Consider the following 12,445-nt stretch of genomic DNA (forward strand, 5'->3'; position numbering starts at 1 on the left):
GAATTCCATCCTCATGCGCTTTACCAAAGCAGCTTCGATTGCCGCACTCGCTGTGTTGTCTACTCCCGTCATTGCCGACACGATCGAGCTTGGACCGCGTCCCTATTATCTGATCGACCAGATGGCCGAAGGTCCGCTGAAGGAAAAACTTGAGGCCTGCATCGGTCAGCCGCTGAGAAAGACCGACTTCTCGATTGGCCATCGGGGCGCACCTTTGCAGTTCCCAGAACATACAGCAGAGAGCTACAAGGCTGCTGCTTTGATGGGCGCAGGGATCCTGGAGTGCGATGTCACCTTTACCAAGGACAAGGAACTTGTCTGCCGGCACGCACAGAACGATCTCCACACAACCACCGACATCTTGGCGACAGATCTGGCTGGTAAATGCACGAAGGAGTTCAGCCCTGCAGATGGCAACTCAAAGGCCTCTGCGGAATGCCGGGCGTCAGACCTGACGCTTGCCGAATTCCTGACATTGAACGGCAAAATGGACGCAGCCGACAGAAGCGCCAAGACCGTCGAAGCCTACATGGATGGAACGGCGGGATGGCGCACTGACCTTTATGCCACAACTGGCACTTTGATGACCCACGCGGAATCGATTGCCTTGTTCAAGGATCTGGGCGTCAAATTCACGCCCGAACTCAAGTCGCCATCGGTGGATATGCCCTTTGACGGGTTTAGCCAGGAAGACTACGCGCAAAAACTGATCGACGAATACAAGGCAGCCGGTATTCCGGCCTCAGATGTCTTCCCGCAGTCCTTCAATCTCGACGATGTTCTGTACTGGATCGAGAACGAGCCGGAATTCGGCAAGCAGGCTGTTTATCTGGATGGCCGCCGGGACCTGAACCCGTCCGACCCGAGCACCTTTTCGCCGTCCATGACCGAACTGAAGGCAATGGGTGTTAACTACATCGCTCCCCCGCTTTGGGTTTTGTTGACGCTGGACGAAGGGGAAATTGTTGCCTCTGCCTATGCGCGCGCCGCCAACGAAGCAGGGCTTAACCTGATCACCTGGACGCTGGAGCGCTCCGGTCCGCTCAATACGGGCGGCGGCTGGTACTTTCAGACGGTCTCGGATGCGATCGACGGTGATGGCAAGGTTTATGAAGTGGTCGATGTCCTTGCTCAGGACGCCGGTGTTGTCGGTCTTTTCTCCGACTGGCCCGCTACAACCACCTTTTATGCCTCCTGCGTGGGGCTGAAATAACCTTGTAAATAGTGAGTGTCTAGCCACCAAGATGCGATGCGCGCGTAGATTGATAAGTCCTTCTTTACGTGTGCATTGCTAAAGTCCTTTGGCGATTTCAGTCCAAAGGTGTTTTCAGATGAAGATCTTTCCAACCCCGAGCATTGATGCTCAGGTGCTGATGGAGCGTTACGAACCGCTGTCCGGTAACGCCATCTTGGAAATGATCGTGCGCGCTGCCGTCGCCGCCGGGCTGCCTGCCGAAGAGTGCAAACTTCTCAAAACATCAACAGAGAAGGATATCCGGGTTCTCTGCGGCAACTACCACATTCTGGTAACGCAAACAGTGCTGTTTGAAGCGAGCGCTCAGCTTGAAACAGCGCTCAACAGCTTCTCCGTGAAGTCAAGTTTTCCGGAAGCTGCTGACATCATTGAGGCGACGACAGCCTACACACAAATCTCCGTCTACAAGGGGCTTATCCCAGTCGGTGCTTTTCCCGAAGGGGCTTTGCAAGAGATCGGTGAAAGCGTTGCGACCTTCACTGACAGCAGCGAGAGCCAAATGGCGATGGCGATTGTGAAGTCTGTCACGGCCAGCATCGCAAATGCGTCTTCTCCAACTGCCATCTTCTGGATGCCCAGTTTGTTCCTGATGACACCAGACACTTTCAAACTGGTGGCGGATGAAGACACACCACTTCTTCTTTATGTTCACCCCCACCTTTACGGCGAAACGTCTCCGCTCACCGGTGAACAGCTCATTGGTGTGATTGGCTCGGGAGCCCCGTCTATCATCGGTTATTCGGTGGAATTCACGCCTTCCAAACTGCCAACCGGTTACCTCATTGAACGGCTTTATTCGTTCATTGGCTTCACACTCAAACGCGGGAAGGTGTTTCCAAGTGGAGATGTTTTCGGTTCAGACGAAAACGAAAAAATTCAGGTGTTTCACCACCCTCCACAAGACGGCGGCGCGCCGCGCATTGAACTGAAAGTGGTCCATAATCCGGCCCTTGGTGTCGAGCGAGACCCTGTCCCCACGGTCTACAAGGAATACGATACCGAAGGTGCCCTGACTGGCGAACGCATTGACGGGGCAGAAGAGGTTGTTCTTGATCCCGACGATCCGATCGACGCGGCCATTCTACAGCAACTTAACCGCCAAAAAACTGGCGAGACTTCGGCTGCCACGTCGGCACAACGCGTAAAGCCAATTCACCGGCCGCCAGCCGCACCTTCGCCGGAATCTTCCCAGCCAGGTACACAGCCCCGAGGTCCACGCGTGGTCGGCGATGAGACGTCTGGTGGGGCATCAGAAGCTGGGCCGAGAAAACGCTCGTCGATGGATGAGCTCCGTCAGATCGCGATTGCGGCGCAACAGGCAAGCTCCAGCGATCAACCCTCAAAGGGCGGCGGATTTCTTGGACGGTTTCTAAAGCGGAAATAGCGGAGCTGTTAGCGCGCCCGGTCCAGAGTGCGTTTGCACTCCAGCAACTCGAACAAGGTGGACTGCAGGCGGCGGATCTCGTCTTTCGAAATCGCTTTCGCAGGACCAGCTGCCGTGCTCTCCGGCTTTTCACCCCGCAGGCGGCTCAAAATACCAAATCCGCTGCCACCCTGCCCGTCAACAGGTTTGTCGGCTTCATCGTCGATGACATCATGCGGCACCGATCCTGAGGGCATTGCCCCACTGGCCGTTTCGCCGGGTGTTGTTGCTTCTGTTAAAGGAGCTGGTGCTGAAGACGTGCTCTGCTGGTTGACGATGAGTGGATCGGCATCCTCGCGCCAGATTTGCATGACGAACTTCGGACCCTGCTCTTTCAAAATCCGCTGTACACCCTTGATGGTGTAACCCTCACCATACAGTAGATGGCGGATTCCCTTGAGGAGCTCAACGTCATCCGGCCGGTAATAGCGTCGGCCGCCGCCCCGTTTCAGCGGTTTGATTTGCGAAAAGCGGGTTTCCCAGAAACGCAGCACATGCTGAGGTAAATCCAGATCCTCAGCGACTTCGCTGATGGTGCGAAAAGCGTCTGGGCTTTTGTCCTGTGAGCTCATGCGACCCGTTAGCTGCCGGTCAGGGCGTCGTTAATCCGTTGTTTCAAGACATTCGAAGGCTTGAAGACCATCACACGGCGCGGGGAAATCGGAACTTCCTCACCGGTCTTCGGGTTGCGGCCGATGCGCTCCCCTTTGGAACGGACGACGAACGACCCGAAGCTAGACAATTTTACCGATTCTCCCGTCACGAGACAGTCGGAAATTTCGGAAAGAACGCGCTCCACCAATTCCGAAGATTCGGTCCGCGAAAGACCCACCTTCTGATAAACGGCTTCACACAGATCAGCTCGGGTAATAGTCCGGTTGCCCATAACCCCTCCTCAGGACGCCATTGATCTGGCTGATTTTACACAGAAACTCTGCAGCAGGCTCTCACGGTATTGCCTCAAGGGGACCCGGTCAACAGGAACTCTTGATAGGGCTGCGATTTGTTGCCTACACTGTCAGAAATACTTACCAGCGCAAAAGCACAGAGCCCCATGTAAATCCACCGCCCATCGCCTCAAGCATGATGAGATCGTCTTTTTTGACACGTCCGTCCCGAACGGCCAAATCCAGCGCCAGCGGAATGGAGGCTGCGGACGTATTTCCGTGCATCTGAACGGTGGTCACGACCTTCTCCGGCGCGATTTTCAGCTTCTTCGCACTGGCGTCGATTATGCGTTTGTTGGCCTGGTGTGGAATAAACCAGGTCAGATCCTCGGACGTCAGGCCAGTGGCGGAGTATGCATCTTCAATCACATCCGTGATCATGCCAACAGCATGTTTAAAGACTTCCTTGCCTTCCATGCGCAGATAGCCAACCGTCTGGGTCGAAGACGGCCCGCCATCAACAAAGAGCTTGTCCTTATGACGGCCATCTGAGCGCAAATGCGAAGTGAGAACACCCCTGTCCGCCGTATTGCCTTCGCCTTCTGACGCTTCGACAACCACAGCCCCAGCGCCGTCACCGAACAAGACGCACGTGGTCCGGTCATTCCAATCCAGAATTCGGGAAAAGGTCTCAGCGCCAATCACGAGGCAGCGTTTGGACATTCCCGCGCGGATATAAGCGTCCGCCGTCGTGAGCGCATAGACGAAGCCTGAGCAAACCGCATGGACGTCGAATGCAAAGCCATGGTTGATGCCGAGACGGGCTTGCACGGAAACAGAGGTCGCCGGAAATGTATTGTCCGGCGTAGCTGTCGCGAGGATGATCGTATCGATGTCGTCGGCTTTCCGGCCAGCGCTTTCCAGGGCGCGCAAAGCGGCTTCGACTGCGAGATCCGAAGTCACCTGCCCTTCAGCAGCAACATGGCGCTGCTGAATGCCGGTGCGCTGAACGATCCAATCGTCCGAAGTGTCGACCATCTTGGCCAGATCGCTGTTGGTCAGGATTTTTTCCGGCAAATAACTTCCGGTACCAGTAACGATTGAACGGATAACGCTCACAAATCACCTTCCGATGTCGGCGCCGCTTCAGCGAAGCGCCCGCGATGGTAATGCACAAGATCTTGCGCGATCTTGTGCGTCAGTTCGTTTTTCACCATGTCGTAAGCCAGATCGATGGCCGATGCGAACCCTTCCGCATCCGTTCCGCCGTGGCTTTTGATGACAATGCCGTTGAGGCCAAGGAACACCCCGCCGTTGACCTTGCGCGGGTCCATTTTCTCGCGCAGCAGGTCAAAAGCGCCCTTGGCAAATAGGTAGCCGAGTTTCGACATGAAAGTGCGGTTCATGGAAGAGCGCAAATAACTGCCGATTTGTTTGGCTGTTCCTTCTGCCGTCTTCAGCGCGATGTTGCCGGCAAAACCTTCGGTGACAACCACGTCGACCGTGCCGGCGCCCAGGTCATTGCCTTCGACGAAGCCGGAGTACTGCAAGGAGCGTAGCGGCGTTTCGCGCAGCAGGCGTCCCGCCGTGCGCACCTCTTCCAGTCCCTTGACCTCTTCAACGCCGATGTTCAGCAGGCCGACAGTGGGTTTTTGAATGCCGAACAGCGCTCGCGCCATGGCTCCACCCAAGATGGCAAAATCAATCAACTGCTGAGCATCTGCACCGATGGTCGCGCCAACGTCGAGCACAACGGATTCGCCGCGCAAGGTTGGCCAAATGGCTGCGATTGCCGGACGCTCGATGTTGGCCATTGTCCGCAAGCAGAACTTGGACATAGCCATCAACGCGCCGGTGTTGCCAGCGGAAACGGATACGGCGGCATCGCCGGTTTTCACAGCCTCGATGGACTTCCACATGCTGGACTTCCACCGCCCCTGGCGCAGCGCCTGACTGGGCTTGGTGTCCATCGCGATGGAGACTTCGCAATGATGAAAAACGGAGGCATCGCGCACGCGCGGATATTTGTCGAGAAGCGGACGGACGACGTTTTCATTGCCATACAGCAGGAACCGGATATCTGGATGCCGGACAAGCGCAATTTCAGCGCCCGGGATCACGACCTCGGCTCCGTGGTCGCCTCCCATGACATCAAGTGAAATCGGAATCGTTTTCGCCATTTAGAAAGTCTTTAAACGTTTACCGGCAAGGCGGAGATTGCCTCGCTGTCACAGATGTTGAACCGGTCCCTAAGGGGTCTCGAACCGGGCGCGAACATAAAGGTTTTGGCTGAGGTGACAACCGTTTTCCTGCCAATGCATGGCAGCTTGCACGAAAAAGCGCCCGCTTACACGACGGTAATCGCAGGCACATCCCGTTCGGCTTTATTTCTGGGGCGGTTCTTTCAATGCGCTGAGTGCGGCAAATGGAGAGGGTTTGCCGGTTTCCTCAACTGGTTCTGACGGATCTGCGTCTTCCTCGCCGCCGCCGTCAAACTCGACACCGGGTCTGCGCGGAAACGGATCAAGCGCAAGCGCAAGCTCTTCACATATGACGTTGCCAAGATCGAGCACGCCGTCGGTTATGACATCGGGCGGATCCAGCGATTCAAGATCGATCTCGATTTCACCGTCCTCATTGAGATCGCGGATTTTCCGAGGCCGGCTGGAATGCGGCTCAAACGTCCGGTCGATGTCGAGTTTCAGTTCCTGGACGAACGGCTCCAAAGAAACAACGCAGGTCTGTTCCAGTTCAGCCGTGATGTGTCCAGCAACCCGCAGCCCGGCTTTCCGGTACGGCTGTAGAACAAGATCTGCGACTAGGCTTTTCACGCCATCGAGGTCATAGGCTTTCGCAATCGCAGCCCGTTCCCCCTCGTTTGCAGTCACCGTTACTTTCTCATCCTTGTCCACGACCCGCGCCGCGTTCACCTTATGGCTGTAAGGAAATGTTTCATTGGCCATATCTTTTGAGGCTCGTCTTTATTGTTCATTTTTCAGACAGGAACGGTGCAGGGTCCGGCCAGCTGATGTTACCGTTCAGAAGGTCCTGCGTATCTTGCCCCGTCAGCTCTGCAGCGGCAGCGATGACATAGCGGGCAAGACGTTCCTGAGCAATCGGCTCTTCGTTGTCCGTGTAGATATTGCGGCCAAGCGCCTGCGCGAGATCCTCGGCGTTTCCCGCTTCAACGGCTGCCATATAAGCGTCCGCGCGGCCAAAAAACGCCTCGCCCATCTTCCGGACTTTCTTGGGAACGCGTGTATCGCTTACGCCCATTTCGCGCAAGGACGCATCCATGTCCTGAAAGAAGAGATCAAAGACATCCTGCGTGAACTCGGCGACCTTCTTGCCTTCACCCTGCATGCGCTTAAAATAAAGGACAGCGTGCAATACGATGAGGTCGAAACGCCCATCTATTGTGTCGGGAACAAGAAAATCCGTGTAAAAAACGGGCTGCCGTGCTTGAGCCACGATTTCACAGTAGGTTTTGTGTTCGGCGTCACGAGATCTGCGGCGGAACAAGCCGAGGATCATGGCGGTCTCCTTAGAATTCAGGTGTTGCCTTGTGCCCTATCCCACGATAGTGACTTTGCCAAGCAACGAAATTGACATACAGCCGGACTGATCTGGCATTACGGGACTTCATAGATGAACTTCAAGGCTTGCGCCCTGTTACTTCCCCTGATGGCAACTCTGCCCCTTGGTGGCTGTTTCACATCTACCTACACGCACGGCCATGTCATCACGTCCAACATGATGAGCCAGGTTCAAGTCGGCTCAAGCCGCGAACAGGTAGAACTTGTTTTGGGTTCGCCGTCGACCAGGTCAAGTCTTGACGGCGATGCGTACTACTACATCTCGCAAAAAACCGCGACGACAGCCTTCCTGGCACCCGACATCGTCGAACAGCGGGTTGTTGCCGTTTACTTCGATGAAGATGGCTTTGTGAAGGACATGGGTAACTACACCCTTGAAGACGGCAAGATCGTCGACATTGTGACCCGGACAACCCGCACCGGCGGCGCGGACTACGGCTTCCTCAGCCAAATCCTCAAGGGCGCGGCGAACCCGGGCCTGGGTCTATAAGCCGCACGCTTTTTGGATAAAGAAAAAAGCCCCGGTCACTCGACCGGGGCTTTTCTGTTTTCTTGGCTTCGATGCCGATCAGTGCGCAAGAACCGCGAGCAGCAAGAGCGCCACGATGTTGGTGATCTTGATCATCGGGTTCACCGCGGGACCGGCAGTATCCTTGTAGGGATCCCCCACGGTATCACCGGTGACAGACGCCTTGTGCGCTTCGCCGCCCTTCTGGTGCGTCACACCGTCTTTATCGGTGAAACCGTCCTCAAAGGACTTCTTTGCGTTGTCCCATGCCCCGCCGCCGGCGGTCATGGAAATCGCCACGAAGAGACCGGTGACGATCACACCAAGCAGCATCGCACCGAGTGCCGCAAAAGCATCCGCAGGTGTTGCCACCGCACGCACCACAAAGAACACGACAATTGGCGAGAGAACCGGCAAAAGCGACGGGATGATCATTTCCTTGATCGCCGCCTTGGTCAGCATGTCAACCGCCCGGCCATAGTCCGGCCGCTCCGTGCCTTCCATGATGCCCGGCTTTTCCTTGAACTGGCGGCGGACTTCCTCCACCACGGCCCCTGCGGCCCGGCCCACTGCCGTCATCGAAATGCCGCCGAACAGGTACGGCAGCAATCCGCCAAACAACAGACCGGCAACGACATACGGGTTGGACAAGGAGAACAAGGTGTCCACCGAGATGCCATAGAAGATTGACCCCTCCTCGGCATTGGCGCTGAAGAACTTCAGATCCTCCGTGTAGGCGGCAAACAGGACCAAGGCACCGAGACCGGCGGAACCAATCGCGTAGCCCTTGGTCACGGCCTTCGTTGTGTTACCAACCGCATCAAGCGCGTCCGTAGTGGTCCGGACTTCCGCCGGCAGATCTGCCATTTCGGCAATACCACCAGCATTGTCGGTCACCGGGCCGAAGGCGTCGAGCGCAACGACCATACCCGCCAGCGCAAGCATCGTCGTCACCGCAATCGCAATCCCGAACAGACCGGCAAAGGCGTGCGTCGACAAGATACCAACGATGATGATGATCGCAGGCAGAGCGGTTGCCTCCAGAGAGACCGCAAGACCCTGGATCACGTTTGTTCCGTGACCGGTTACAGACGCCTGGGCAATAGACCTTACTGGGCGATACTCGGTGCCGGTATAGTACTCCGTCACCCAGATGATGAGGCCGGTCACAATCAGGCCGATAACACCGCAAACAAAAAGATCAAATCCGGTGAACGTTGTGCCGCCTGATGTGGTGTATTCTGTGCCTGCACCCAACCAGCCAAAGACAATGATGGCCAAGGCAACCGCAGACAGCACCGAAGTTGCGATGAACCCCTTGTAGAGAGCCCCCATGATCGAATTGTTTTCGCCAAGTTTGACGAAGAACGTTCCGATGATGGATGTGACCACACAGCTTGCACCAATCAGGAGCGGCAGCAGCATCAGTTCGGTTGCCTCAGCCCCCGTGAAGAAGATGGATGCCAGAACCATTGTTGCGACCACGGTCACAGCATAGGTTTCGAAAAGGTCAGCCGCCATGCCTGCACAATCGCCCACGTTGTCGCCAACGTTGTCGGCGATGGTTGCCGGGTTGCGCGGATCATCTTCCGGAATACCGGCCTCAACCTTACCGACGAGATCGCCGCCGACATCTGCGCCCTTGGTGAAGATGCCACCGCCGAGACGGGCGAAAATCGAGATCAGCGAGGCGCCGAAGCCAAGCGCGACCAAGGCGTCGATAACAACGCGGTCACCTGACCCATAGCCCATCGGACCGGTAAGGATCATGTAGTAGACAGCAACGCCCAGAAGCGCGAGGCCGGCAACCAAAAGGCCGGTGACAGCACCGGCCTTGAAAGCAACTTCCAGTCCCGCACCCAGGCTTTGGCTTGCTGCCTGGGCGGTGCGCACATTGGCCCGGACAGACACCATCATACCGATGTATCCGGCGGCCCCGGATAACACGGCCCCGATGAGGAAACCGATCGCAGCAGGTCCGGAAAGCAGGATCCATGCAAGAACAAAAACAACAGCACCGACAATGGCAATTGTTGTGTATTGACGGTTAAGATATGCGCTGGCCCCCTCCTGGATCGCTCCAGCAATCTCCTGCATGCGGGCGTTCCCCGCGTCCGCTGCCATAACGGACTGAATTGCCCATGCGCCGTACGCAATGGACAAGAGGCCACAAATAATGATGACGACAAGCTCGATCATGCTTCCTCCCAAGGCTGTGGCGGGCGGTGTTGTTGTAGTTTTACCCGCCAAATCGCCTCACACCTGAATTCCCCAGCGTGAAGCAATTGCACGATAGCAGCAAAGCAGCGCGGGGCGTCAAGCACTTCGATTGTATTATTTCTATATGCCGTTGCGTCATTAACTTGCGCAGCGCAGCAATTATGCTGCAACGGCGAAGTGAATTTGCGCAGAGACTTTAAGCGGTTGTAACGGCTTTTCTTTCTGCCAATGCGAGCCAGATCAACAGACCGATGCACAGCACAACAAACGGGAATACAAGGATGTTAACCGTCGCCCAGCCGAACGCGTTGAGGAGCGCGCCGGACGAGAAGGACGCGGCCGCAACGAATCCAAAGACGAGGAAATCATTAACGGCCTGAACGAGATTGCGCTCTTCCGGACGATACGTATCGGTCAGCATGGCCGTTGCACCGATAAAGCCGAAATTCCAGCCAAGGCCGAGGAGGACTAGCGCCGTCCAGAAATGGGCGAGCTCCAGCCCCATGAGGGCGACGACGGCACAGCCGGCCAAAAGCGCCAGACCAATCGAGACGATGCGTTCCTTGCCAAATCTCGCAATAAGGCTGCCGGTGAAGAAGCTTGGACCGAACATGGCCAGAACATGCCATTGGATTCCAAGCGCAGCGTCCGTTTCGCTCAGTCCGCAGCCGATCATGGCAAGCGGTGTTGCGGTCATCACAAGGCTCATCAAAGCGTAGGAGCAAATGCCACATGCAGCCGCCACGATGAAGCGTGGCTGTTTCATGATTTGCGCAAGAGGCCGTCCACCGGCCTGCTTGTGACTTTGACGCGGCGGCTTAGGGATCTTGATAAAGGCCAGCAAAAACATTGCGATCAAGGCGAGGCCAGCCTGTGCAACATAGGTTCCGGCAAAGAGGATCGGCGCAAACATGTCCTTGGTGGCAATGACGGTTTGTGGTCCGACAACACCGGCAAGCACCCCACCGGCTAGGACCCACGAGATCGCTTTGGGCTTGAATGCATCGCTCGCCGTATCGGCGGCGGCAAATCTGTATTGCTGGACGAAGGCTCCTGCGAAACCACCCAAACCGCAAGCAAAGGAAAAGAGCAGAAAGTGGTTCAGCAGCACCGCGTAGGCGGCAAGCAGACCAGAGGCAACACCCACCATAGCGGAACCCATAAACCCGGCCCGGCGGCCGAAGCGCCGCATGATGATCCCGGCGGGAATCGTGCCAAATGCGGTTCCGAGAACCATGGCGGATACAGGTACAGTCGCCAGCGCCTTGTCTTCGTCGAGCATCATGTACCCGACCAACGATCCTGTCGTGATTACAATGGAGGCGGATGCCCCTCCAAGCGCCTGGGCCAGAGCAAGAAGAACAGCATTTCTTTTGGCCAAACGGTCGTCGACAAAGGCGTCTTGCGCAACAGCAGTCATCAATCAGGATCTCAAACGGGACAAGGCCACAGGGCGTGATCGCCTTTGGCGTGGGAAAGACACCTTGCCTATCACGCTCGCGAGAGCTCGTAAAGCACCGAGGTGCCTTTTTCGATCAAGTTGAAGCAGGACCTCTTAGAAGTGCCTGAAACCGTTCTGAAGATCAGCAGATACCGGAACACCGTTGTCGAGCAGATCAACTTTCCCCTCGCCCTCCACGACCCTGCCGACGGGGGTCACTGGGCACCCGAGCTGTGAAGCTTCCGCCGAAAAGTTCTGGGAGACGGCTTCAGGTACCGAAACCAGAATCTCGTAATCGTCGCCGCCATTGAGACACGCGAAAAAGACGTCCTGAGCCACGCTCTTCAGATGCGCAAGCGCTGGTGACAACGGCACTGTTTCCAGATTGATCTGGATGGTCGATGAGCTTGCCGAGGCCATATGGCCAGCGTCCGATAAGAGACCGTCAGAAATGTCCATGGACGCGTTGGCGTATTTGACAATCGACGGCGCCAAGCGGGTGCGCGGCCGCGGCAGCAGATAGCGATCGAGGATGTGCGCCTCGTCACTTGCTGCGAGAGTGGTTGTGGCTGCAAAACCTCTGTCGAGCCGTGCCTTCAATCCCGCAGCGGCATCTCCGATCGTGCCCGTTGCAAACAAGATGTCACCGGCTTTGGCACCGCAGCGGCGGACGGCCTGTCCGCTCGGAACTTCACCTATTGCGGTAATAGACACCTGCAAGCCGTTGGAGGATCGTATGGTATCACCGCCAAGGAGCTGAATGTCGTAAGCGGCCTGATCGGCAGCCAGCCCCTTGCAGAAGCGCTCGAGCCAATCCGCTGTCCAGCCTTTGGGCAGCGCGATGCCGAGAAGATAACCGCGCGGCGTGGCTCCCTTTGCTGCCAGATCGGAGAGATTGACTCGCAATGACTTGGCTGCGATGGCCTCCGGGGCATCTTCGGCAAAGAAGTGAACATCAGCCGCCAGAACGTCTTTCGTCAGAACGAGATCGAAACCCGGCCGGGGCTTGAGAACCGCAGCATCGTCCGTCAAGCCAAGACTGCCGGGGTCTTTTGCCAAAGGCGCAAAAAACCGCTTGATCAGTTCAAACTCTCCGGGCCGGTCGGCGGCCATGT

12 protein-coding genes are annotated in these 12,445 nt (G+C 56.6%); 3 read left to right on the forward strand and 9 right to left on the reverse strand.

Annotated features, from left to right (window positions below):
• Positions 1 to 13 precede the first annotated feature (13 nt).
• Complete coding sequence (locus AC0J4F_RS19935; protein WP_473024447.1) at positions 14 to 1,213, forward strand: glycerophosphodiester phosphodiesterase family protein; 1,200 nt, start codon at positions 14 to 16, stop codon at positions 1,211 to 1,213.
• A gap of 118 nt (positions 1,214 to 1,331) precedes the next feature.
• Positions 1,332 to 2,639 (forward strand): hypothetical protein, encoded by a 1,308-nt coding sequence (locus tag AC0J4F_RS19940; RefSeq protein ID WP_133950534.1) that lies wholly within the window; start codon positions 1,332 to 1,334, stop codon positions 2,637 to 2,639.
• A gap of 8 nt (positions 2,640 to 2,647) precedes the next feature.
• On the opposite strand, the gene AC0J4F_RS19945 is transcribed toward AC0J4F_RS19940, so the two are convergent.
• The 6 genes from AC0J4F_RS19945 to AC0J4F_RS19970 all read right to left on the reverse strand — a co-directional run bounded on the left by AC0J4F_RS19945 (position 2,648) and on the right by AC0J4F_RS19970 (position 7,099).
• Complete coding sequence (locus AC0J4F_RS19945; RefSeq protein ID WP_133950536.1) at positions 2,648 to 3,250, reverse strand: MerR family transcriptional regulator; 603 nt, start codon at positions 3,248 to 3,250, stop codon at positions 2,648 to 2,650.
• A gap of 8 nt (positions 3,251 to 3,258) precedes the next feature.
• The gene (locus tag AC0J4F_RS19950) at positions 3,259 to 3,564 is read right to left on the reverse strand and encodes an integration host factor subunit alpha (protein ID WP_040451807.1); all 306 of its coding nucleotides are present in this window, start codon (positions 3,562 to 3,564) and stop codon (positions 3,259 to 3,261) included.
• Positions 3,565 to 3,706: 142 nt separating this feature from the next.
• Entirely contained in the window at positions 3,707 to 4,684 is a 978-nt protein-coding gene (locus AC0J4F_RS19955; protein ID WP_133950538.1) for a beta-ketoacyl-ACP synthase III, read from the reverse strand.
• Entirely contained in the window at positions 4,681 to 5,745 is a 1,065-nt protein-coding gene (gene plsX / locus AC0J4F_RS19960; RefSeq protein ID WP_209177536.1) for a phosphate acyltransferase PlsX, read from the reverse strand. Before plsX ends, AC0J4F_RS19955 begins: the two co-directional genes overlap by 4 nt.
• 204 nt (positions 5,746 to 5,949) lie before the next feature.
• Positions 5,950 to 6,528, reverse strand: a complete 579-nt coding sequence (locus AC0J4F_RS19965) for a YceD family protein (protein ID WP_473024448.1) — start codon at positions 6,526 to 6,528, stop codon at positions 5,950 to 5,952.
• A gap of 25 nt (positions 6,529 to 6,553) precedes the next feature.
• Positions 6,554 to 7,099, reverse strand: a complete 546-nt coding sequence (locus AC0J4F_RS19970; RefSeq protein ID WP_473024449.1) for a ubiquinol-cytochrome C chaperone family protein — start codon at positions 7,097 to 7,099, stop codon at positions 6,554 to 6,556.
• A 114-nt stretch (positions 7,100 to 7,213) separates the two neighbouring features.
• Here AC0J4F_RS19970 and AC0J4F_RS19975 point away from each other — a divergent pair, with 114 nt between their 5' ends.
• Positions 7,214 to 7,651, forward strand: coding sequence for an outer membrane protein assembly factor BamE (locus AC0J4F_RS19975; RefSeq protein WP_008197254.1), 438 nt, complete (start codon positions 7,214 to 7,216; stop codon positions 7,649 to 7,651).
• A gap of 78 nt (positions 7,652 to 7,729) precedes the next feature.
• Here AC0J4F_RS19975 and AC0J4F_RS19980 read toward each other — a convergent pair whose 3' ends face one another.
• The 3 genes from AC0J4F_RS19980 to thiL all read right to left on the reverse strand — a co-directional run bounded on the left by AC0J4F_RS19980 (position 7,730) and on the right by thiL (position 12,443).
• The gene (locus AC0J4F_RS19980; RefSeq protein ID WP_473024450.1) at positions 7,730 to 9,868 is read right to left on the reverse strand and encodes a sodium-translocating pyrophosphatase; all 2,139 of its coding nucleotides are present in this window, start codon (positions 9,866 to 9,868) and stop codon (positions 7,730 to 7,732) included.
• A 217-nt stretch (positions 9,869 to 10,085) separates the two neighbouring features.
• Positions 10,086 to 11,309: an MFS transporter gene (locus tag AC0J4F_RS19985; RefSeq protein WP_473024451.1), complete on the reverse strand. Its 1,224-nt coding sequence runs from the start codon at positions 11,307 to 11,309 to the stop codon at positions 10,086 to 10,088.
• A gap of 135 nt (positions 11,310 to 11,444) precedes the next feature.
• Positions 11,445 to 12,443 carry a thiamine-phosphate kinase gene (gene thiL, locus AC0J4F_RS19990; RefSeq protein WP_473024452.1) on the reverse strand — a complete coding sequence of 333 codons (999 nt, stop codon included), beginning with the start codon at positions 12,441 to 12,443 and terminating at the stop codon, positions 11,445 to 11,447.
• Positions 12,444 to 12,445 lie beyond the last annotated feature (2 nt).

It is taken from the genome of Roseibium sp. R5, assembly GCF_055755305.1.